The sequence below is a fragment of the Paracoccus sp. (in: a-proteobacteria) genome, assembly GCF_047605025.1.
GTDB lineage: Bacteria > Pseudomonadota > Alphaproteobacteria > Rhodobacterales > Rhodobacteraceae > Paracoccus.
The window spans coordinates 1-20,359 of the sequence record NZ_JASGGO010000046.1; the positions used below are offsets into that span (position 1 = coordinate 1).

General features: G+C 67.2%; 23 protein-coding genes and 1 pseudogene. 17 read left to right on the forward strand and 7 right to left on the reverse strand.

Annotated features, from left to right (window positions below):
- From QM682_RS18005 to QM682_RS18015, 3 genes and pseudogenes are all read right to left on the reverse strand, one after another.
- A pseudogene (locus QM682_RS18005) lies at positions 1-350 on the reverse strand (iron ABC transporter permease); the annotation flags it as partial.
- Positions 347-1,411, reverse strand: coding sequence for an ABC transporter ATP-binding protein (locus QM682_RS18010; protein WP_415132256.1), 1,065 nt, complete (start codon positions 1,409-1,411; stop codon positions 347-349). The pseudogene QM682_RS18005 and the gene QM682_RS18010, both read right to left, overlap by 4 nt.
- 26 nt (positions 1,412-1,437) lie before the next feature.
- Positions 1,438-2,259 (reverse strand): inositol monophosphatase family protein, encoded by an 822-nt coding sequence (locus QM682_RS18015; protein ID WP_415132258.1) that lies wholly within the window; start codon positions 2,257-2,259, stop codon positions 1,438-1,440.
- A gap of 235 nt (positions 2,260-2,494) precedes the next feature.
- On the opposite strand from QM682_RS18015, the gene QM682_RS18020 reads away from it, so the two are divergent.
- From QM682_RS18020 to argC, 4 genes are all read left to right on the forward strand, one after another.
- Positions 2,495-3,283 (forward strand): DeoR/GlpR family DNA-binding transcription regulator, encoded by a 789-nt coding sequence (locus QM682_RS18020; protein ID WP_415132260.1) that lies wholly within the window; start codon positions 2,495-2,497, stop codon positions 3,281-3,283.
- Between the two features lie 66 nt (positions 3,284-3,349).
- Positions 3,350-4,048: a GntR family transcriptional regulator gene (locus QM682_RS18025; RefSeq protein ID WP_415132262.1), complete on the forward strand. Its 699-nt coding sequence runs from the start codon at positions 3,350-3,352 to the stop codon at positions 4,046-4,048.
- A gap of 102 nt (positions 4,049-4,150) precedes the next feature.
- Entirely contained in the window at positions 4,151-5,113 is a 963-nt protein-coding gene (locus QM682_RS18030) for a dihydrodipicolinate synthase family protein (RefSeq protein WP_415132264.1), read from the forward strand.
- Positions 5,114-5,278: 165 nt separating this feature from the next.
- On the forward strand, positions 5,279-6,262 hold the full coding sequence (gene argC / locus QM682_RS18035) for an N-acetyl-gamma-glutamyl-phosphate reductase (protein ID WP_415132266.1): 984 nt from the start codon (positions 5,279-5,281) through the stop codon (positions 6,260-6,262).
- Between the two features lie 394 nt (positions 6,263-6,656).
- Here the strand turns inward: argC and QM682_RS18040 are convergent, their stop codons facing one another.
- Both QM682_RS18040 and QM682_RS18045 read right to left on the reverse strand, forming a co-directional pair.
- Entirely contained in the window at positions 6,657-6,983 is a 327-nt protein-coding gene (locus QM682_RS18040; RefSeq protein WP_415132268.1) for a YraN family protein, read from the reverse strand.
- A 114-nt stretch (positions 6,984-7,097) separates the two neighbouring features.
- On the reverse strand, positions 7,098-8,126 hold the full coding sequence (locus QM682_RS18045) for an Ldh family oxidoreductase (protein ID WP_415132270.1): 1,029 nt from the start codon (positions 8,124-8,126) through the stop codon (positions 7,098-7,100).
- Between the two features lie 114 nt (positions 8,127-8,240).
- On the opposite strand from QM682_RS18045, the gene QM682_RS18050 reads away from it, so the two are divergent.
- The 10 genes from QM682_RS18050 to QM682_RS18095 all read left to right on the forward strand — a co-directional run bounded on the left by QM682_RS18050 (position 8,241) and on the right by QM682_RS18095 (position 18,079).
- Complete coding sequence (locus QM682_RS18050; protein ID WP_415132272.1) at positions 8,241-9,755, forward strand: aldehyde dehydrogenase (NADP(+)); 1,515 nt, start codon at positions 8,241-8,243, stop codon at positions 9,753-9,755.
- A gap of 162 nt (positions 9,756-9,917) precedes the next feature.
- A complete protein-coding gene (locus QM682_RS18055; RefSeq protein WP_415132274.1) occupies positions 9,918-10,727 on the forward strand; it encodes a transporter substrate-binding domain-containing protein in 810 nt (269 codons plus the stop codon).
- A gap of 63 nt (positions 10,728-10,790) precedes the next feature.
- Positions 10,791-11,456 (forward strand): amino acid ABC transporter permease, encoded by a 666-nt coding sequence (locus QM682_RS18060; RefSeq protein ID WP_415132276.1) that lies wholly within the window; start codon positions 10,791-10,793, stop codon positions 11,454-11,456.
- Positions 11,457-11,468: 12 nt separating this feature from the next.
- Positions 11,469-12,122: an amino acid ABC transporter permease gene (locus tag QM682_RS18065; protein ID WP_415132277.1), complete on the forward strand. Its 654-nt coding sequence runs from the start codon at positions 11,469-11,471 to the stop codon at positions 12,120-12,122.
- Positions 12,115-12,837, forward strand: coding sequence for an amino acid ABC transporter ATP-binding protein (locus QM682_RS18070; RefSeq protein WP_415132279.1), 723 nt, complete (start codon positions 12,115-12,117; stop codon positions 12,835-12,837). Before QM682_RS18065 ends, QM682_RS18070 begins: the two co-directional genes overlap by 8 nt.
- Before the next feature lie 24 nt (positions 12,838-12,861).
- Positions 12,862-14,130: an NAD(P)/FAD-dependent oxidoreductase gene (locus tag QM682_RS18075; protein WP_415132281.1), complete on the forward strand. Its 1,269-nt coding sequence runs from the start codon at positions 12,862-12,864 to the stop codon at positions 14,128-14,130.
- Positions 14,127-15,131 carry a 4-hydroxyproline epimerase gene (locus tag QM682_RS18080; RefSeq protein ID WP_415132283.1) on the forward strand — a complete coding sequence of 335 codons (1,005 nt, stop codon included), beginning with the start codon at positions 14,127-14,129 and terminating at the stop codon, positions 15,129-15,131. Before QM682_RS18075 ends, QM682_RS18080 begins: the two co-directional genes overlap by 4 nt.
- A gap of 8 nt (positions 15,132-15,139) precedes the next feature.
- Positions 15,140-15,331: a tautomerase family protein gene (locus QM682_RS18085; RefSeq protein WP_415132285.1), complete on the forward strand. Its 192-nt coding sequence runs from the start codon at positions 15,140-15,142 to the stop codon at positions 15,329-15,331.
- Between the two features lie 3 nt (positions 15,332-15,334).
- Entirely contained in the window at positions 15,335-16,375 is a 1,041-nt protein-coding gene (locus QM682_RS18090; protein WP_415132287.1) for a proline racemase family protein, read from the forward strand.
- A 3-nt stretch (positions 16,376-16,378) separates the two neighbouring features.
- On the forward strand, positions 16,379-18,079 hold the full coding sequence (locus QM682_RS18095; RefSeq protein ID WP_415132289.1) for an aconitase X: 1,701 nt from the start codon (positions 16,379-16,381) through the stop codon (positions 18,077-18,079).
- Positions 18,080-18,333: 254 nt separating this feature from the next.
- Here QM682_RS18095 and QM682_RS18100 read toward each other — a convergent pair whose 3' ends face one another.
- A complete protein-coding gene (locus QM682_RS18100) occupies positions 18,334-18,924 on the reverse strand; it encodes a hypothetical protein (RefSeq protein WP_415132291.1) in 591 nt (196 codons plus the stop codon).
- A 19-nt stretch (positions 18,925-18,943) separates the two neighbouring features.
- On the opposite strand from QM682_RS18100, the gene QM682_RS18105 reads away from it, so the two are divergent.
- From QM682_RS18105 to QM682_RS18115, 3 genes are all read left to right on the forward strand, one after another.
- On the forward strand, positions 18,944-19,075 hold the full coding sequence (locus QM682_RS18105; RefSeq protein WP_415132293.1) for a hypothetical protein: 132 nt from the start codon (positions 18,944-18,946) through the stop codon (positions 19,073-19,075).
- 48 nt (positions 19,076-19,123) lie between these two features.
- Positions 19,124-19,486: a hypothetical protein gene (locus tag QM682_RS18110; RefSeq protein WP_415132295.1), complete on the forward strand. Its 363-nt coding sequence runs from the start codon at positions 19,124-19,126 to the stop codon at positions 19,484-19,486.
- A gap of 133 nt (positions 19,487-19,619) precedes the next feature.
- Positions 19,620-19,820, forward strand: a complete 201-nt coding sequence (locus tag QM682_RS18115) for a hypothetical protein (protein WP_415132297.1) — start codon at positions 19,620-19,622, stop codon at positions 19,818-19,820.
- Between the two features lie 49 nt (positions 19,821-19,869).
- Here the strand turns inward: QM682_RS18115 and QM682_RS18120 are convergent, their stop codons facing one another.
- Positions 19,870-20,133 (reverse strand): hypothetical protein, encoded by a 264-nt coding sequence (locus QM682_RS18120; RefSeq protein WP_415132298.1) that lies wholly within the window; start codon positions 20,131-20,133, stop codon positions 19,870-19,872.
- Positions 20,134-20,359: the final 226 nt, after the last annotated feature.

Here is a 20,359-nt window from a genome sequence, read left to right on the forward strand (position 1 = left end):
CCCAGCATCATCAGCCAGGTCTGGGCGGCGATGACCTCGGGGATGACCAGCGTGACCAGCGGCAGAAGCGCGATCAGGCCCTTGCCCGGAAAGCTGAACCGCGCCGTGACATAGGCCAGGGGCACCCCGATCAGGGTCGAGATGAACGTCACCACCGTCGCCAGGATCAGCGTGTTGCGGATCGCGGCAAGGTATTTGGGATCCTCCAGCAGCCGCGCCCAGCCGCTGGGACCGTCGCCGGTAAAGCTGGCGGTCAGGATGTTCACCAGCGGATAAAGGACAAAGAGGCAAAGCAGCGCCAGGGCCAGCGCCGAGAGCCAGAACCACGGGGTGCGCAAGGTGCCGCTCATGCCGCGATCACCCTTGCCTGCGCCGGATCGACGCCCAGATGCACCCGGTCGCCCGGCATGAAACCGTCATGCCCCGGCCCGTGCATCTCGGCCAGGACTTGCAGATCCGCGCCCAGATCCAGCCGATAGCTGGTTTTCGAGCCCAGATACTGGCGCGAGCGGATCGTCGCCGGCAGGCTTTGGCCCTGCATGGGCGGCGCGACCGACAGGTGCAGGTTCTCGGGGCGCAGGATCAGCAGCCCCTCGGCCCCCGCGCCCGAGGGCCGGGCATCGGTCGCAAGCAGCCGCCCCGCGCCCAGTTCGGCCTCGACCAGGCCGCCCGAAACGGGCAGGAGCTTCGCCTGCAAGCGATTGGCCGAGCCGACGAAATCCGCGACATAGCCGGTGCGGGGCGTGCCATAGATCTCTTGCGGGCTGCCCAATTGCTCGACCGCGCCGCGATTGATCACGCCGATCAGGTCGGACATGGACAGCGCCTCTTCCTGGTCGTGGGTGACGAAGACGGTGGTGATGTTCGCCTCGCGTTGAAGCTCGGTGATGGTCTCGCGGATCTGGATGCGCAGCTTGGCGTCCAGGTTCGACAGCGGCTCGTCCATCAGCAGGACGGCGGGCTTGATCACCAGCGCCCGCGCCAGGGCCACGCGCTGGCGCTGCCCGCCCGACAGCGCCGCCGGGTGGCGGTCGCCCAGATGGCCCAGGCCCACGCGCTCCAGCGCCTCGGCCACCTTGCGCGCCACCGGATCGCCCTTTTCGCCCCGCGCATGCAGCCCGTAGGCGACGTTCTGCTTCACGGTCTTGTCGGGGAACAGGGCATAGTCCTGAAACACCATCCCCAGCGCGCGCTTGTGCGGCGGCAGCCGGGTCACGTCGCGCCCGCTGAAGCGGATGCTGCCGCCCGCCGCCGGGACGAAGCCGGCGATGGTGCGCAAAAGCGTGGTCTTGCCGCAGCCCGAAGGCCCCAGCAGCGTGAAGAAACAGCCCTCGGGGATCGCCAGCGACAACCCCGAGATGACCTTTTCCGTCCCATAGGTGACGGTGAGGTTTTCGATCTCAATACTCATGCGTCTTCCCTGTCAGTTCTTGTGAGTCATGCGGTCTTGTCGGCAAGGACCGGGCCGGGCTGGCCCAATCCGACACCCTCGATCACCGAAAGCGCGGCCTCGTGGCACCGGCGCGAGCCGGCGGCCAGGATCCGGCCCCGGCTTTCCAGCGTCAGCGGCCGCCCCGCCCAGTCCGAGATCACGCCGCCCGCGCCCTCGACCACCGGGCGGAAGGGCGCGAAGTCAAAGACCTTCTGCCCCGCGTCGATGGCCAGGTCGCTGCGGCCCTCGGCCAGGCGGCCATAGTTCAGGCAGGCGCCGCCATAGACCCGGTTCGCGGTCGCCGCGCGCAGCGCGTTCAGCGCGGGCAATTCCTCGGCGCTCATGTAATCCTGGTTCGAATTGGTCATCACCGCCCTGGACAGCGCCGCGCAATCGCGCACCCGCACCGGACGGCCGTTCAGCGTGGTCGGGCGGCCCGGCGCACCGATCCAGCGCGCGCCGACGCCGGGCGTGTCGATGATGCCCAGGCGCGGCACGCCGTCGACCGCCAGCGCGATCAGCGTGCCATAGACCGGAATGCCCAGGATGAAGGGCGCGGTGCCGTCGATCGGATCCAGCACCCAGACATGCGAGGCACCGGGATTCACGTCGCCCTCTTCCTCGCCGATGATGCCATGGCCGGGATAGGCCGCGGCGATCATCTCGCGCATGCGGGCCTCAATGGCCAGGTCCACGCGGGTGACGAAGCTGCGGTCCGGCTTCACCTCGACCCCCAGCGCGCCATCCGCCTCGCGCAGCAGGATCGCGCGCGCCTCATCCGCCAACGCCGCCGCAAAGGCGATGTGATCGTCGTCGATACCCTGCATCCGATCCCTCTTTTCTGGCCCCAGGCGACAGGCATCCGGCCGGCGAAAAGCCGGGGCGTGACCGTGTAACCTTCGGGCGAATCATCATTTCGTGAGCTTAGGGAAAACGTAGCTCTTCCCCGTCTATGTGGCAATATTTGTTTTATGTGTTAAAATGTGTAATATGGCCTTCACCTTGCCAATTGTGGCATTTTCGGGCAGTTTGCCGGCCTGTGACGCAGGATAGGGTGGGGCCATGTGGCTGGAAGAACGGCACCGCCGGATCAAGGACCAGCTTGCCGCGTTCGGCCGCGTCTCGATCGACCGCATCACCGAGGAATTCGGCGTCTCGCGCGAGACGGTGCGCCGCGACCTGATGGAGATGGAACAGGCCGGCCATCTGCGCCGCGTGCGCGGCGGCGCCGTTCCCGTCACGCGCGAGGATACGGCCTTCGACGTGCGCGTGACCCTGCGGCTTCAGGAAAAGCGCGCCATCGCGGCGACGGCACTGGGCCTTTTGCAAAGCGGCATGACGATCTTCATGGATGCCGGCTCGACCAGCACCGTCATGGCCGAGACGCTGGCCGCGCCGCATGGGCTGTCGGACCTGAACATCATCACCAATTCGATGGATGTGGCCCGGCTTCTGGCCGAACGGCCGGGCGAGCTGTCGCGCCGCTTCCGCGTGCTGATGCTGGCCGGAGAGATCAAGCACGATCCCCTGGAAACCCATGGCGCGGCGACGATCAACGACATTCAGCGATACCGCGCCGACATCGCGCTGCTGGCACCCTGGGGCATCGACGCGCGCATGGGGGCGATGAACCATTTCATCCACGGCGCCGAGATCGCCCGCGCCATGGTCGCGCATTCCGACCAGACCATCATTCTGGCCGATCACTCCAAGATCGCCGCGCCAGCGCGCTCGGTCTTTTGCCCGGCGGCCGAGATCGACCACCTGATCGTGGACGAGGCCGCGCGCGCGCGCCCCGGCTTCGCCGAGCTTGCCGCCGCCGTTCCGGGCCTGGTCGTCGCCGGCGGCTAGCCCATCCGCATTGCCCGAAGGCTGCCTTCAAAGTATTCATATTGTCGACTTCAGCAGGAGGGCACCATGGCCGAAACCGAGACCCTTCCCGAGCGCAAGCGCGGCTCGGGCGTCAAACTGGTCTACGACATCCTGCGCGACGAGATTCTGGACCTGACCATGCCGCCCGGCAGCATCATCGACGAGGTGCAGCTGGCCCAACGCTTCGGCATGTCCCGCACCCCCATCCGCGAGGCGCTGGTGCGCCTGGCCGGCGAGGGCCTGGTCGAGACCCTGCCCAACCGCTCGACCATGGTGGCGAATATCGACCTGCTGAACCTGCACACGCTCTTTGACGCGCTGACGTTGATGTATCGCGTGACGACGCGCCTGGCCGCGATCCATCACCGCCCCGCCGATCTGGAACAGATCCGCGAACATCAGGCCCGTTTCACCGCCGCCGTCCAGGCGCAGGACGCATTGGCGATGATCGCGGCCAATCGCGACTTTCACGCCGCCATCGCCGAGGCCGCCCGCAACCCCTATTACCTGAGCCTGTTCCTGCGCGTGCTGGACGAAAGCCGCCGCCTGCTGCGGCTTTACTATCAGTCCTTCGACGACCGCCTGCCCCAGGAATATTCGGACGAGCACGACTCCCTGATCCGGGCGATCGAGGCGCGGGACGTGGCGCTGTGCGACCAACTGGCCAAGGCCCATGCCGATCAGATCGTCCTTCAGATCCAGCGGTTCCTGACCCGCGACCAGCGCCAGCCCATCACGCTCTGAGCCTCGCGTCGAATTTTTGTCGACAAGTAAAATGCAATTCTGCATATTTACCTCGAACGAATCGGCGACTCCCCCCGCTTTTCCATGACAAGAGGCCCTGCGATGAACACCCAGATCTTTACCGGCGTCATTCCCGCGCTGATGACCCCCTGCACGCCCGACCGCAAACCCGATTACGACGCGCTGGTGCGCAAGGGCCGCGAATTGATCGACGCCGGCATGTCGGCCGTGGTCTATTGCGGCTCGATGGGCGACTGGCCGCTGATCACCGACGAAGAGCGGATGGAGGGCGTGGCCCGCCTGGTCGCGGCGGGCCTGCCGGTGATCGTGGGGACCGGCGCGGTGAACTCGAAACTGGCCGCCGCCCATGCCGCCCATGCGCAGAAGGTCGGCGCGGCGGGGCTGATGGTGATCCCGCGCGTGCTGTCGCGCGGCACCTCGCCCACGGCGCAGCGCCATCACTTCAAGGGCGTTCTGGCGGCCGCGCCCGACCTGCCGGCGGTGATCTATAACAGCCCCTATTATGGCTTCGAGACCAAGGCGGACCTGTTCTTCGCGCTGCGCGCCGAGCATCCGAACCTGGTCGGCTTCAAGGAATTCGGCGGCGCCGAGGCGATGACCTATGCCGCCCAGCACATCACCAGCGCCGATGACGGCGTGATCCTGATGGCGGGCGTCGATACCGGCGTCTATCACGGCTATGTCAAATGCGGCGCGACCGGCACCATCACCGGCATCGGCAACGTCATCCCGCGCGAGATCCTGCATTTCGTGGCGCTGGCCAAGCTGGCCGCGACGGGCGATCTGGACGCCCGCACCCGCGCGCAAGAACTGGGCGAGGCGCTGGAAGTGCTGTCCTCGTGGGACGAGGGCACGGATCTGGTGCTTTACTACAAGCACATGATGGTGATGCAGGGCGATGCGGAATACACGCTGCATTTCAACGAAACCGACGAGCTGACCCCCAGCCAGCGCGGCTGGGCCGAGGCGCAGTTGAACCAGTTCAAGACCTGGTATGCCGCCTGGAGCGAACTGCCCGGTGCCGTGCAAAGCTGCAAGCCCTGATCCGACCCGGCAAGGCGGCACCGCAAGGCGCCGCCTTTTTCAATACGGTCCCTCTGTCGCCGCGCCAGCGCCATGTCCCCGCGACCCGGCGCGCGGATCCCTCGCTTGTCACGACGGCCTGCGCGGCTATAAGCGTCCGGCCTATTCCAATCGTGGGACCTCATCATGAGCATTCGCATCGGCATCGTCGGCATCAGTGGCTTTGGCGGCGGCGAGGCGATGCGCCTGATCGCCGGCCATCCATCCTTTGAACTGGTCTACGCGGCGGGCGAGGGCAGCGCGGGCAGCCGGCTTGCGGATCGTTTCCCCGGCATCCCGGCCAAGCTTGCCGATCTGGTGATCCAGAAATGGGACCCCGAGACCCTGCCCCCGCTTGATCTGCTCTTCGCTTCGCTGCCCACGGGCACCTCGGCCCAGGCGCTCGCGCGCGTTCCAGGCGATGTGAGGATCGTCGATATCGGCGGCGACCACCGCTATGCCGAAGACTGGACATATGGCCTTGCCGATGTCTGGCCGGACCGGATCAAGGGGCAGACCCGCATCGCCAATCCCGGCTGTTTTCCCGCAGCGACGCTGAACGCGCTGGCCCCGCTGCTGGCCGAGGGCCTGATCGAGCCGGGCAATATCGTGATCGACGCCAAGACCGGCATCTCGGGTGCGGGCCGGGGCGGCACGGACAGCAGGTTCGGCTATGCCGAAAGCAACGAGAACTTGCAGCCCTACGGCTTGCTGCAACATGTCCACATGCCCGAGATCGCCCGCACGATCGAGCGGCTCGGCGGCGGCAGCGCGGCCGGGCTGGTCTTTACCCCGCATCTCGTGCCGATGACGCGGGGCGTGCTGACCACCATCTATTGTCGCGGGCGCACCACCACCACCACCGCGCAATGCCTGGACGCGGCGCGGCGTTTCTATGCCGGCCGGGCCTTTGTCCGCGTGACCGACAGGCCGCCCCAGACGAAATGGGCCACCGGCTCGAACCTCTGCTTCGTCAGCTATGCGGCCGATCCAGAGCGCGACCTGGTGATCGCGATGGGCGTGGTCGACAATCTGGGCAAGGGCGCGGCGGGCCAGGCGGTGCAGAACGCCAATCTGATCTGCGGCCTGCCGGAAACCGCCGGGTTGGACGGCGCGCCGATCTGGCCCTGAGACGGCGGCCGCCAAGCGCCTTGCGCCAAGCTGGGTGAACGATACCGGGTATCCTGCGGGATATACGGTGGACCAAGCCGGTTGGGTGGCCCTGCGTGCCCCAGCCATGCCTGAGGCGATGGCCGCGCAAGGGTGAGGCATCGGCCCATAGGACACAGCGCGAGGGAAAGGCCCTGCCCCCCTCTGGTGCCCGGATCGCGATCTGTTCCCCCCTAAAAGACATGGGGTGGGAAAACCCGTGCCGCCCCATCCCATGCCGCCACCAAGCGAGCCGGGTGCAAGGCATTCTCGGGCACCCGACTGCACCCAAACGTCAAAGCCGGGTCATGGACCGTCATCCCTGATCCGCGCGACGCGGCATCCGGACGGATCACCCGGCCCCGCGACCAGGCCCCTACCCGAGTTGCAAGGCATTCTCCAGGATCTGCACCCGACCGACGCCATCGACCAGGGCGGCGGCACGGATGCGCCGGATCTGGCGCGGCAGGATGCGCGCGGCGGCGCGGGCGTGATCGGCCGATTTCTTGACCTCGACAAAGACGAACTCGCCGCCCGCTTCCAGGATCAGGTCGATTTCGCCCGCCCGGCCGCGCCAGCGCGATGCGATCAGCCGAAAGCCCCGCGCGTGATATTCGCGCGCAACGCTCTCCTCGCCCAGGCGGCCGGCGCTACCGGCCACCCGGCCCCGCGCCCGCCGCGCGTTCCCGGCCATATCCGTCATTCCCGATCCTTTCCCATCTCGACCGCCAGCGCGTCCGAACCCGCATCCCGCCCATGGGGGAGTTCGCCCCAGCCTCGCAGAGATTTCCAAAGAATCGCCTAACGCGCCCGGCCTTCAGCCAACCGCGTCCAGCCCATGCTTCAGGAACAGATCCAGTTGCCCGGATTCGGCCTCGGTCAGCGCGATCCCTTCGCGCGCGGCGGCGGCGCGGGCGGCGAAGCGGCGCTGAGAAGGCAGGCGGGCGCCCTGGCCCTGGATCGCCTGCAACAGCAGTTCGGCGCGGGCAAAGGGATCGCCCTTGCGGCCTGCGGCGAATTTCGCGGGCGACATGGCGATGATCAACTCGCCATGCGCGGGGGCAAGCGTGGTGGTGCCCAGCAGGTCCAACGCCTCGGGGCTGGTCAGGTCGCCGATCATCACCCCCGCCAACAGTTCGATCATCGTGCCGATGGCCGAGCCCTTATGCCCGCCGAAGGGCAGCATGGCGCCGGCCAGCGCGGCCTCGGGATCGGTGGTCGGCCGGCCCTGGGCGTCGATGGCCCAGCCCTCGGGCAGGGGCTTGCCCGCGCGGCGATGCAGCTCGATCTCGCCCCGCGCGGCAACCGAGGTCGCGAAATCGAAGACATAGGGCGGCTGGTCCGGGCGCGGCCAGCCGAAGGCCAGCGGATTCGTGCCCAGCAAGGGCGCATTGCCGCCCGCGGGCGCCACGGTCGAATAGCTGGGGCACATGACCAGCGCCGCAAGCCCGTGATCGGTCACCGCCTCGACCTCGGGCCAGAGGGCGCTGAAATGCGTGCAGTCGTTCACCACCATCGCGGCAAGGCCCAGATCGGCGGCGCGCTGGACCAGCAGCGGCAAGCCCAGTTCAAAGCCGGGGGTCGAGAAACCCCACGCGGCATCGACGCGGATGATCGCCCCCTCTTGCGAGACCAGGCGCGGCACCGCGTCGCCGCGCACCTTACCGGCTTTCAGGGTGCGCAGCACGCCCTCGACCCGATAGACCCCATGCGACTTGCAGCCGTCGCGCTCGCCGGCGGCGATGATCCGGGCCAAAGGCTCGGCCTGGACTTCGGCCATTCCCACGCGCAGAAAGATCTGCCGGATGCGCTGCTGCAAGCCGTCGAATGTCAATCCCTGCGGCATCTCTGCCCTCCACCTTCGGATGCGATCGGTTGACCACATGCATACATACAATATACAAACAAGCAACCTTATCCGACCTCGCCCCCGCGCGAGCCAGACCGAAAGGATCCCCCGATGAGCTTCATCCCCCATGGCAAGCACCTGATTGCCGGCGAATGGGTTGCGGGCGCGCAGCGTTTCGCCAGCGCGCCGGCCTCTGGTCCTGCGCATGAGTTCAGCATCGGCACGCCCGATCTGGTCGCGCGGGCCTGCGCGGCGGCCGAGGAGGCGTTCTGGTCCTATGGCTACAGCAGCCGCGAAGACCGCGCCCGCTTCCTTGAGGCCATCGCCGATGAGATCGAGGCCCGCGCCCAAGCCATCACCCAGATCGGCACCCAGGAAACCGGCCTGCCCGAGGCGCGGCTGAACGGAGAGCGCGGCCGCACCACCGGCCAGCTGCGCCTGTTCGCGGACCATATCCGCAAGGGCGACTACCTGGACCGCCGCCACGACCCCGCCCTGCCCGAACGCCAGCCCCTGCCGCGCCCCGACATCCGGCTGCTGGAACGCCCCATCGGGCCGGTGGCGGTCTTTGGCGCCTCGAACTTTCCGCTGGCCTTCTCGACCGCCGGGGGCGACACGGCGGCGGCGCTCGCGGCCGGGTGCCCGGTCGTGGTCAAGGGCCATTCGGCCCATCCCGGCACCGGCGAGATCGTGGCCGAGGCGGTCCGTGCCGCAATCGAATCATCTGGTGTCCATCCCGGTGTGTTCTCGCTGATTCAGGGCGGTGACCGCCATGTTGGCACGGCGCTGGTTACCAATCCGTTGATCAAGGCAGTGGGCTTCACCGGCAGCCTTGCCGGGGGCCGGGCGCTGTTCGACCTGTGCGCGGCCCGCCCCGAGCCGATCCCCTTCTTTGGCGAACTCGGCAGCGTCAACCCCATGTTCCTGCTGGAAAATGCGCTGGCGGCGCGGGCCGATGCCCTGGGCGCCGGCTGGGCCGGCAGCCTGACCATGGGGGCGGGCCAGTTCTGCACCAACCCCGGCATCGCGGTGGTTCTCGACGGTGAAAATGCCGACATCTTTACGCAGTCGGCCCGCGCCGCGCTGGAAAAGACCGGCCCCCAGGTCATGCTGACCGACGGCATCGCCGCCGCCTATCGCGACGGCCAGGCCCGGTTCGAGGCCCGCAACGCGGTGACCCCGGTGCTGTCGACCGAAAGCGCGGGCCGCGAGGCGCGCCCGAACCTTTATGAGACCAGCGCCGAGGCCTATCTCCAGGACCACGCCCTGGGCGAAGAGGTCTTCGGCCCCCTGGGCCTGATCGTGCGGGTCCGCGACCAGGACCAGATGCTGAGCCTGGCCAAGGGCTTCGAGGGCCAGTTGACGGCCACGATCCACATGGACGACGCCGACCTGCCCACCGCGCGGGCGCTGCTGCCGGTGCTTGAGCGCAAGGCGGGCCGCGTGCTGGTCAACGGCTTTCCGACCGGGGTCGAGGTCTGCGACGCCATGGTCCACGGCGGCCCCTACCCGGCCAGCACCAACTTCGGCGCCACCTCGGTCGGAACCCTCGCCATCCGAAGGTTCCTGAGACCCGTCAGCTATCAGAACTTCCCCCAGGGACTGTTGCCAGAAGACCTGCGATAAGCCTTGCGTGCCGCTTCGCCAGGCTCTGGAAAGCGGCACGACACCCCTCTCGTATACAACTTGTATTTTTTATTTGCTTTGCACCGACCCCTGCGGAATAGTGCGATCAATGAAGAATGGAATCGGCCCAAAGGGCCGCGTGATCAACTTGGGAGCTATCACATGAAACGTTGGAATCTCGCCCTGGGGCTCATGGCCGCGACGACGCTGGCCGCGCCGGCCTTCGCCGACAAGCTCGACGACATCATCGCCTCGGGGACGCTGCGCTGCGCGGTGGTGCTGGACTTCCCCCCGATGGGGATGCGCGATTCCAGCAACAATCCGATCGGCTTCGATGTGGATTACTGCAACGACCTGGCCGCCGCCCTGGGCGTCACCGCCGAGATCGTCGAGACCCCCTTCCCCGAGCGCATCCCCGCGCTGATGTCGGGCCGCGTCGATGTGGGCGTCGCCTCGACCTCGGACACGCTCGAACGCGCCAAGACCGTGGGCATGTCGGTGCCCTATTACGCCTTCGAGAACGCCGTCGTCTCGAATGACAAGGTCGAGATGAAGACCTGGGAGGACATGAAGGGCAAGACGGTCGGCGCCACGGCCGGCACCTACGAGGCGATCTGGCTGGAGAAACAGGTCAAGGAATGGGGCGAAGGCGCCTTCCGGCCCTATCAGACCCAGGCAGACGTGTTCCTGGCGCTCAGCCAGGGCCAGCTCGACGCCACCGTCTCGACCGTCGAAGTGGCCAATGCCAACGTGAAATCCGGCAACTTCCCCGGCATCAAGGTCGTGGACAAGGCGCCGATGGTGCCCGATTACGTCGCGCTCTTCACCAACCGCGAGGAATACGGGCTGCTGAACTACCTGAACCTCTTCGTGAACCAGCAGGTCCGCACCGGCCGCTATGCCGAACTCTACAAGAAATGGGTGGGCGAGGGCGAGCCCGCCAACCTCACCGTTCCCGGCGTTTATCGCTGATACCGGCCAGGGCGGCGCGCGATCGCGCTGCCCTGATGCGTTCTGGTGGCAGCGGGGAAAGCCATGTTCAACTATACCTTTCAATGGAAGCAGGCATTCGCCCGGCTTCCGCAGATGCTGGACGGTGCCCTCGTCACCATGCAGATCGCCATCCTGTCGATGGTGATCGGCGTGGCGCTGGCGGTGCTGCTGACGATGTTCCGCCTGTCGGGCAACCGCGCCCTGTCCGCCATCGCCCGCACCTGGGTCGAGATCGCGCGGAACACGCCGGCGCTTTTCCAGATCTACATGGCGCATTTCGGGCTGGGCAGCTTCGGCCTGCATCTCAGCCCCTTCGCCTCGATCCTGCTGGGCATCACCTTCAACAACGCGGGCTACCTGACCGAGAACTTCCGCGGCGCGCTGAAGGCCATTCCCGACACCCAGACCCGCGCCGCGCGCTCTCTGGGCTTCGGCGCGGCGGGGGCGTTCCGCAATGTGGTGCTGCCGCAGATGCTGCGAATCTCTTTCCTGCCGATCACGAACCAGATGGTCTGGGCGATCCTGATGACCTCGCTGGGCGTCACCGTGGGCATGAACGCGGACCTTTACGGCGTCACGCAGGACCTGAACGCGCTGACCTTCCGCACGTTCGAACTGTTCGCGCTCGCCGCCGTGATCTTCTACGTCATCACCAAGATCATCACCCTGGGTGCGCGCCTGCTGGCCGCGCGCCTCTTCCGGTATTGAAAGGGGTGCCGCATGTTCGATACCGCATTGACTTCCTCCGACTTCCTCTTCCTGGCCAAGGGCGCGGGCATGACCATCGTGGTCACGGCGCTTTCCGTGGTCGCGGGCACCATCATGGGGATCGTCTTCGGCGTCTTCCGCTATCAGGTGGGCGCCTATTGGGCGGCGCCCATGACCTTCCTGCTGGACATCTTCCGTTCGATCCCGCTTCTGATTCAGCTCGTGCTGGCCAATGCCTTCATCGGCACCATCCTGCGGCTGAAGATCTCGGGCTTCACCGTCGCCTGCATCGTGCTCTCGCTCTATACCGCCGCCTTCTGCGCCGAGATCGTGCGCGGCGGCATCGAGGCGGTGCCGAACAATACCCGCCGCGCCGCCCGCTCGCTGGGCATGAGCTGGGGCCAGGACATGCGCGAGATCGTGCTGCCCCTGGCCACCCGCGTGGCGCTGCCGTCCTGGATCGGGCTGGCGCTGGGGGTGATGAAGGATTCGGCGCTGGTCTATGTCGTCCAGGTGACCGAACTTCTGAAATCCACCCAGATCCTGATCACGCGCCTTCAGGAACCGCTTCTGCTGCTGCTGATCTGCGGCGCCTTCTATTTCGTCATCTCATTCCCGCTGGCCCGGTTCGGCGGCTACCTGGAGAAACGCTGGTCCCATGATTGAGATCGAGAATGTCCGCAAGTCCTTCGGCTCCCTTGAGGTTCTCAAAGGCATCGACCTGACCGTGCAAAAGGGCGAGGTGGTCACCATCATCGGCGGCTCCGGCTCGGGGAAATCGACGCTGCTCACCTGTATCAACGGACTCGAACCGATTGATTCCGGCCGCATCCTGGTCGACGGCACCGAGGTCCATGCCAAGGGCACCGACCTCAACAAGCTGCGCCGCAAGATCGGCATCGTCTTCCAGCAATGGAACGCCTTCCCGCATCTGACGGTGCTGGAAAACGTCATGCTGGCCCAGGTCAAGGTGCTGAAACGCTCCAAAGCCGAGGCCGAGGCCGAGGCGGTCAAGCAACTGGGCCATGTCGGCCTGGGCGAAAAACTCAAGATCTACCCCTCGCGCCTCTCGGGCGGCCAGCAGCAGCGCATGGCGATCGCCCGCGCGCTGGCCATGTCGCCCGACTACATGCTGTTCGACGAGGTGACCTCGGCGCTCGACCCCCAACTGGTGGGCGAGGTGCTCGACACCTTGCGCATGCTGGCCCGCGAAGGCATGACGATGATCTGCGTCACGCATGAGATGAAGTTCGCCCGCGAGGTCTCGGACCGGGTGGCCTTCTTCCACAAGGGCGTGATGGCCGAGATCGCTCCACCCGAGCGGCTTTTCGGCGACCCCCAGGATCCCGAACTACAGAAATTCCTCTCGGCGACCCACTGACCGCACAGCAACATGCCTTCTTTCTTGCCTAAATATCCCGGGGTCCGGGGCAGCGCCCCGGAAACCTCGCCCGTCATCGTGATCGGCGCGGGCGTGGTGGGCCTGTCCATCGCGCTGGCCCTGCAAATGCGCCAGGTGCCCGTCACGGTGATCGACCGCGAAGGCCCGGCGGCGGGCGCCTCGGCCGGCAATGCCGGGGCCTTCGCCTTCACCGACATCCTGCCCCTGGCCTCGCCCGGCATCCTCAGGAAAGCGCCGAAATGGCTGCTTGATCCCCTGGGACCGCTCTCGGTGCCGCCGGCCTATGCGCTGAAGATCGCGCCCTGGATGTATCGCTTCTGGCGCGCCTGCTCGCCCGCCCGCGTCGCCGCCTCGACCACGGCGCAGACCGCGCTGATGGACCTGTCGAAATCCGAGCTTGAGCCCTTCCTGACCGCCACCGGCACGTCGGGGATGCTGCGCAAGGATGGCAGCCTCCAGGTCTATGAATCGCAGGCCGAATTCGATGCCTCGCTGCCCGGCTGGCAGGCGCGGGCCGATCATGGCATCGACTTCCGGCATGTGACCGCAGAGGAAATAGCCGGGATCCAGCCTGGCCTGTCGCCGCGCTTTACCCACGGCACCTATACCCCCGGCTGGTATTCCATCTCCGATCCGCGGGATTATACCCTGGCGTTGGCCGAACGCTTCCGCGCGGGCGGCGGCACCATCACCATCGCGCGGGCCACCGCGCTGACCGATGACGGCGTGGTCACGGCGGCCGGTAAGCTCAGCGGCCGCGTAGTGCTGGCGGCGGGGGCGTTTTCCCACCTTCTGGCCCGGACGCTGGGGGTGCGCATCCCGCTTGAGACCGAGCGCGGCTATAACACCACCCTGCCCTCGGATGCCTTCGACCTGCACCGGCAGATCATCTTTGGCGGTCATGGCTTCGTGGTCTCGCGGCTTTCCACGGGCATCCGTGTCGGCGGCGCGGTGGAACTGGGCGGCCTCGACCTGCCGCCGAACTTCAAGCGATCGCAGGCGATGCTGGACAAGGCGGCCAGCTTCCTGCCGGGGCTGCGGACCACGGGCGGCACGCAATGGATGGGCTTTCGTCCCTCGCTTCCCGACAGCCTGCCCGCCCTTGGCCCGCTGCCCGGCCATCCGAACGTGACCTGCGCCTTCGGCCATGGCCATCTGGGCCTGACGCAATCCCCCGCCACGGCGCGGATCGTCGCGGATCTGGTCACCGGCCAGCCCGCGGCCCTGGACCTCGCCCCCTTCTCTCCCGCCCGTTTCCAAAGACCATCATGACCCAATATATCTTCCCCTGCATCGACGGCCATACCTGCGGCAATCCGGTCCGCCTGGTCGCCGGCGGCGCGCCCCGCCTGGAAGGCGCCGACATGCTGGAAAAGCGCGCGCATTTCCTGCGGGAATTCGACTGGATCCGCACCGGCCTGATGTTCGAGCCGCGCGGCCATGACATGATGTCCGGCTCGATCCTGTATCCGCCGACGCGGCCCGATTGCGACGTGGCGGTGCTTTACATCGAGACCTCGGGCTGCCTGCCCATGTGCGGCCACGGCACCATCGGCACCATCACCATGGGGATCGAGAACGGGTTGATCACCCCGCGCGAACCGGGCCGCCTCAGCATCGAGACCCCGGCGGGCAAGGTCGATATCGAATACCGCCAGGAAGGCCGCTATGTCGAAGAGGTGCGCCTGACCAACGTGCCCGGCTTTCTTTACGCCGAGGGCCTGACCGCCGAGGTCGAGGGCCTGGGCGAGATCGTCGTCGATGTGGCCTATGGCGGCAATTTCTACGCCATCGTCGAGCCGCAAAGGAACTTCCGCGACATGGCCGACCATACGGCGGGCGAGTTGATCGGCTGGTCGCCGAAGCTGCGCGCGGCGCTGAACGCGAAATACGAATTCGTCCACCCCGAGCATCCGGCGATCAACGGGTTGTCGCATATCCAATGGACCGGCGCCCCCACCGTGCCCGGCGCCCATGCCCGCAACGCGGTCTTCTATGGCGACAAGGCCATCGACCGCAGCCCCTGCGGCACCGGCACCTCGGCCCGGATGGCGCAGCTTGCCGCCAAGGGCAAGCTGAAGGTCGGCGACGAATTCCATCATGAATCAATCATCGGCAGCATCTTCAAGGGCCGGGTCGAGGCCGCGACCACCGTGGCGGGCCGCGACGCCATCATCCCCTCGATCGCCGGCTGGGCACGGCAGACCGGCCTGAACACCATCTATATCGACGCCGAACGCGATCCCTTCGCGCATGGCTTCGTCGTCAAGTAAGGACAACCATGCCCCTGATCCGCATCGAGATGTTCCCCGGCCGCAGCCCCGAGAAAAAGCGCGAGATCGCCGAAGGCATCACCCGCCTGCTTGAGGAGACCGCAGGGATCAGCCCCTCGGCCACCACGATCATCTTCCAGGAAACCGCGCCGCAGGACTGGTTCCTCGCGGGCCGCTCTCTCGCCGCGCCCAAGGATTAGGCCATGCGCTCGCGACTGGCCATCAATGTCGTCGGCTGCCATGCCGAGGGTGAAATCGGCGATGTGATCGTCGGCGGCGTGCTGCCCCCCGCGGGCGCCACCATGATGGAGCGCATGATCGCGATGGAGCGCGACCACGACCATATCCGGCGGCTTCTGATCTGCGAGCCGCGCGGCTCGGTCGCGCGGCATGTGAACCTGATCGTGCCGCCGATCACGCCCGGCTGCGCGGCGGGCGCCATCGTGATGGAGCCGACGGAATACGTTCCCATGTCCGGCTCGAACACGATCTGCATCGCGACCGTCCTGCTGGAGACCGGCATGGTGCCGATGGTGGAACCCGTCACCCGTTTCAAGCTCGACATGCCCGGCGGCGTGATCGAGGTCGCGGCCGAGTGCCGGGACGGCAAATGCCGTTCCGTCACGTTCCGCAACGCCCCGGCCTTCGCCGCCGTGCTGGACGGCGCGCTTGAGGTGCCGGGCCATGGCAGCATCGCGCTGGACATCGCCTATGGCGGCATGTTCTTCGGCATCGTCGATGCCCAGGCCCTGGGCTTTCAGGTCGTCCCCGACGAGGCGCGGGACCTGGCCGAGCTGGGCGAAAAGATCCGCAAGGCCGCGCGCGAGCAGTTCGATGTGGTGCATCCCGATTTTCCCAATGTGCGCGGCGTCTCGATCGTGCAATTCGCCATGCCCTTCCGGGGCAGCGGCGAGGTCGCGCGCAACACCTGCATCGTGGCGCCGGGACGCTCGGACCGCTCGCCCACGGGCACGGGCACCTCGGCGCGGATGGCGGTCTTGCAGGCGCGCGGGCTGATGGGCGTGGGCGACAGGCTGATCCACGAATCCATCATCGGCTCGCGCTTCATCGGCGAGATCCTGGCGGTGGACAGCCGCGACGGCCGCGCCACGATCACGCCGCAGATCACCGGGCGCGCCTGGATCACCGGGCAGCACAGCTATTTCCTGGACCCCGAGGATCCCTGGCAATCGGGCTATATGCTGTCCGACACCTGGGGCGTGACGCCGACCTTGAAGCAGTAATCCATGGACGCGCTCAGCATTCTGCCAGGTGCCGCCCAGGGTCCGGTCCTTGCCAGCGCCCAGCCGCTCAGCTTCTGGGGCGGGGTCGATCCGGCGACCGCGCGGGTGATCGACGTTCACCATCCGCTGCACGGGGAATGCCTGACGGGGCGGGTGCTGATGATGCCCTCGACGCGCGGCTCCTGCACCGGCTCGGGCGTGCTTCTGGACATGATCCTGTCCGGGCGCGGCCCGGCGGCGCTGATCTTTTCCGAACCCGAGGACGTGGTGACGCTGGGCGCGCTGATCGCGGCCGAGATGTTCGGCCGGCCCTTGCCCGTGCTGCGCCTGTCGCCCGACGCCTTCGCGGCGCTGTCCGCCGGGGCCGAGGCGCGGATCGGGCCGGATGCCGTCCAGGGCGGGGGCGTGACGATCCCGGTCCGCCCCCCCGCCACGGCGGCGCTGGACCTGGACCCCCGCGACCGCGCCATCCTGGCCGGCGAGAAGGGCAAGGCCGCCGCCCAGGCCATGCGCATCATCTGCGCCATGGCCGCCCAGCAAGGCGCCGCGCGGCTGATCGACGTGACGCAGGGCCATATCGACGGCTGCATCTATGCAAGCCCCGCGAACCTGACCTTCGCCCAGCGGATGCTGGACCTGGGCGCGCGGGTGCTGATCCCGACGACGATGAACGCGATCTCGGTCGATCATGGCAACTGGCGCCGCCAGGGCGTGCCCCCCGTCTTCGGCACGCCCGCGCAGAAGCTGGCCGACGCCTATGTCGCGATGGGCTGCCAGCCCAGCTTCACCTGCTCGCCCTATCTGCTGGACAGCGCGCCGAAACAGGGCGAGGCCATCGCCTGGGCCGAATCCAATGCCGTGATCTATGCCAACAGCGTTCTGGGCGCGCGCACGGCCAAGCACCCGGATTTCCTGGACCTTTGCATCGCGATGACGGGCCGCGCCCCCCTGTCGGGGGTCTATCTGGACCGCCACCGCATGGCGCGGCGGATCATCCAGGTCGAGATGCCGGCCGATCCAGACGATGCCTTCTGGCCGCTGATCGGCTATCTGGCGGGCAGCGCCTCGCCCGACCGCATCCCGCTTCTGCGCGGGCTGGCCCGCGCCGCGCCCGGACCCGAGGAGCTGAAGGCGCTTTGCGCGGCCTTCGGCACCACCTCGGCCGCGCCCATGCTGCATGTCGAGGGTGTGACCCCCGAAGCCCGGTCCGCCCAGGCAAAGCCCATCGCCCCCGATGCCGACCTGTGCCGGATCACGCTTTCCGACATGCGCGCGGGCTGGCGGGCGCTGAACCAGGGGCCGGATCGCATTGATCTGGTGGCGCTGGGAAGCCCCCACGCCTCGCTTGGGGAATGCCAGGCGCTGGACCGGGCGCTGGCGGGGCGGCGCGTCAAGGTCGCGACCATCGTGACCGCCGGGCGCGCCACCATCGCCCAGGCCCGCGCCCAGGGCATCCTGGACCGGCTTGAGGAAAGCGGCGTCCAGGTGCTGCCCGATCTTTGCTGGTGCTCGATCTCGGAGCCGGTCTTTCCGCCCGAGGCCCGCGCGCTGATCACCAATTCCGGCAAATACGCGCATTACGGGCCGGGGCTTTCGGGGCGCGCGCTGCGTTTCGGCAATCTGGCGCAATGCGCCCAGGCGGCACTGACCGGCACCGCCCCCGATGCGATGCCCGCCTGGCTGGCGCCAAACCGCCCGGCCTGACCGGCCCGCGCCGCCGCCTCGCCAAGACTTTCCCCGGCCTTCCGCCCGAATGGAAGCGCGCCGATCACTTGCCCAATCGTCAGGCGCGCGACCCCGGCGCCTGCGGACGGCGAGCCTTAGGCTCTTGTCGCCCTTGCAGGTTGAGGAGTGTGCATGAGGCATCCAGCTCCGGTGCCAGATATGCCCCTGGATGGCGCGACGCCCCGATTGTGCCTGCGTTCGCGGGACACCCGCGCCACCCGAAAACCCTGCCCTCAGACTGCCCCGCAACCATGGAAGCGAGCATTTGAATGAGAGGCACCGACACAAGACCACGCGGCCTGGGCCGCGCATGGCTGATCCTTCTGGGTCTGGTCATCCTGGCGGCGGGCCTGTTCTTCGCCATCGGCGGGGGCTGGTTGATCGCGCGCGGCGGAAGCTGGTATTTCCTGATCGCGGGCTTGGTGCCGATCCTTTCGGGCCTCGACCTGATCCGGGGCCGGGCACGCGGCGCGGCACTGTTCGGCCTGGCCTTCCTCGGCACCGGCATCTGGGCGCTGTGGGAGGTGGGGCTTCAATTCTGGCCCCTGGTCAGCCGGCTTTTCGCCATGGCCATCGGCGCGCTGGTGGTGGCGCTGCCGCTGCTGACGCGCGCGCGGCGGCTGGGCCGGGCCTTGGCGGCGGCGCTGGCGGCCGGGCATCGCCGCATCGGCCTTCAGCGCCTTCTCGCCCAAGAACGTGATCCCCGCGACACAGACCGCCGCCGCGCCCGTGCCGGCGGACAAGAGCGCACCGGCCGCGGACTGGTCTGCCTGGGGCGCCGAGGACCAGAACACCCCGATCCAGATCGGCAACCAGCTCATCATCTGCACCGCCTGCGGAACCGTGGTTTCGTTCGATGTCGATACCGGCAAGGAGATCTGGCGCCATGTCTCGGGCGGCGAGATCCCGGCCTGGCAGCGGTGCCGGGGCGTGGCCTATTTCGACGCGGGCAGCGCGCGGTTCGTGACCTCCTAGCCCGACGGCGGCACGCCCGACCGCACGGCCAGCCCGCAGAGGGTCTTCGTGCCGACGGTGGACGGGCGGCTGATCGGCCTCGACATCGGCGACGGCAAGCCCATCGCCGGTTTTGGCGATAACGGCGTCGTGGACCTCAAGACCGGCATGGGCGAGGTGAAGCCCGGCTATTACCAGCAGACCTCGACACCGCTGGTCGCGGGCAATCTGGTGATCGTCGGGGGCCGCGTCGCCGACAATAATGAGATCGGCGAGCCGCTGGCCGATATCGTCGAAAAGCCCGTCCCCGCCGGCAATGTCCAGGGCGAGCGTTATTCCCCGACCCAGCCCTATTCGGACGGCATGCCCCAGATCGGCAATGCCACCCTGACCGAGGCCGACATGTGGGGCGCCCCCCCTTTGACCAAATGATGTGCCGCATCCAGTTCAAGGGCATGCGCCATGATGGCGTGTTCACCCCGCCGGGGCTGGACCCCGCGCTTCAGATGGCAACCACCTCGTTAACAAGTATGGACCTGGGGATGGGAAATACGAACGGGTGGGCATGATCGTTGACTCCGTTTTCAACGGATCGGTCAACGATCCGACGCGGGGCGCAACCCACTATTATTCACCGGCCGGAATGCAAAAACTGGTTGCGGACGGCGACCAGACAAATCTGCTGCCCGGCTGGCTGGCGAAAAAGGAGCGGGAAAGTGGCGGCCGCACCGAAATTGGCGGGCACATCTTCGTTGGTCGTGCCTGACTGCTCAGCCTACAAATGACAAGCAAAGGCCCCGCATTGCGGGGCCTTTTCATTTGATGAGCTTGTCAGACAGAGTATAGTTCAGTCCGAGGAAATTCGATATATCCGTCATAGGCGGGGGTTCGGCGCCGACAAAATCCATATAATCGCGACGAAATTGCATCCCGGGCAGCGCGGGCCCATGCGCTTTCAAAAAATGCCGCTTCCCACCCTTCCGCTTCCGAACGGCTTTGACGGCGCGCGCCTCGGTCGTGCCATAGACCAGCAGATCGCCCAGGAACGTGGCGAGCTTGTCGTAGGTTGCCTTGAACATGTCTCACCTCCCCGAGCTTCCGGCCGTTACGGCGCGTGGTATTCAGAGATCGGGTGAGCCGCCCTTCATTTCAAGGGTTCCGTATCGAGGTTGGGATCAGTTAGCCAATGCTGGGCGCAATCCGTGGCATTCCTGCCGCATGTGGACTGCTTGATCATTGTGTCGCAAGGGTGCCCGGCTCGCTGGGCGGAATGAACTGGGGTTCGGTCTCGATCGATCCGACGAC

Bases quoted from the DNA above. Each gene is read 5' to 3' on its own strand.
- QM682_RS18060 (WP_415132276.1), top strand. From the start codon at position 10,791: ATGTTCAACTATACCTTTCAATGGAAGCAGGCATTCGCCCGGCTTCCG.
- QM682_RS18095 (WP_415132289.1), top strand. From the start codon at position 16,379: ATGGACGCGCTCAGCATTCTGCCAGGTGCCGCCCAGGGTCCGGTCCTT.
- argC (WP_415132266.1), top strand. From the start codon at position 5,279: ATGAGCATTCGCATCGGCATCGTCGGCATCAGTGGCTTTGGCGGCGGC.
- QM682_RS18070 (WP_415132279.1), top strand. From the start codon at position 12,115: ATGATTGAGATCGAGAATGTCCGCAAGTCCTTCGGCTCCCTTGAGGTT.
- QM682_RS18015 (WP_415132258.1), bottom strand. From the start codon at position 2,259: ATGCAGGGTATCGACGACGATCACATCGCCTTTGCGGCGGCGTTGGCG.
- QM682_RS18010 (WP_415132256.1), bottom strand. From the start codon at position 1,411: ATGAGTATTGAGATCGAAAACCTCACCGTCACCTATGGGACGGAAAAG.
- QM682_RS18055 (WP_415132274.1), top strand. From the start codon at position 9,918: ATGAAACGTTGGAATCTCGCCCTGGGGCTCATGGCCGCGACGACGCTG.
- QM682_RS18045 (WP_415132270.1), bottom strand. From the start codon at position 8,126: ATGCCGCAGGGATTGACATTCGACGGCTTGCAGCAGCGCATCCGGCAG.
- QM682_RS18080 (WP_415132283.1), top strand. From the start codon at position 14,127: ATGACCCAATATATCTTCCCCTGCATCGACGGCCATACCTGCGGCAAT.
- QM682_RS18040 (WP_415132268.1), bottom strand. From the start codon at position 6,983: ATGACGGATATGGCCGGGAACGCGCGGCGGGCGCGGGGCCGGGTGGCC.
- QM682_RS18020 (WP_415132260.1), top strand. From the start codon at position 2,495: ATGTGGCTGGAAGAACGGCACCGCCGGATCAAGGACCAGCTTGCCGCG.
- QM682_RS18030 (WP_415132264.1), top strand. From the start codon at position 4,151: ATGAACACCCAGATCTTTACCGGCGTCATTCCCGCGCTGATGACCCCC.
- QM682_RS18085 (WP_415132285.1), top strand. From the start codon at position 15,140: ATGCCCCTGATCCGCATCGAGATGTTCCCCGGCCGCAGCCCCGAGAAA.
- QM682_RS18120 (WP_415132298.1), bottom strand. From the start codon at position 20,133: ATGTTCAAGGCAACCTACGACAAGCTCGCCACGTTCCTGGGCGATCTG.
- QM682_RS18100 (WP_415132291.1), bottom strand. From the start codon at position 18,924: ATGATGAGCTGGTTGCCGATCTGGATCGGGGTGTTCTGGTCCTCGGCG.
- QM682_RS18065 (WP_415132277.1), top strand. From the start codon at position 11,469: ATGTTCGATACCGCATTGACTTCCTCCGACTTCCTCTTCCTGGCCAAG.
- QM682_RS18025 (WP_415132262.1), top strand. From the start codon at position 3,350: ATGGCCGAAACCGAGACCCTTCCCGAGCGCAAGCGCGGCTCGGGCGTC.
- QM682_RS18050 (WP_415132272.1), top strand. From the start codon at position 8,241: ATGAGCTTCATCCCCCATGGCAAGCACCTGATTGCCGGCGAATGGGTT.
- QM682_RS18115 (WP_415132297.1), top strand. From the start codon at position 19,620: ATGATCGTTGACTCCGTTTTCAACGGATCGGTCAACGATCCGACGCGG.
- QM682_RS18090 (WP_415132287.1), top strand. From the start codon at position 15,335: ATGCGCTCGCGACTGGCCATCAATGTCGTCGGCTGCCATGCCGAGGGT.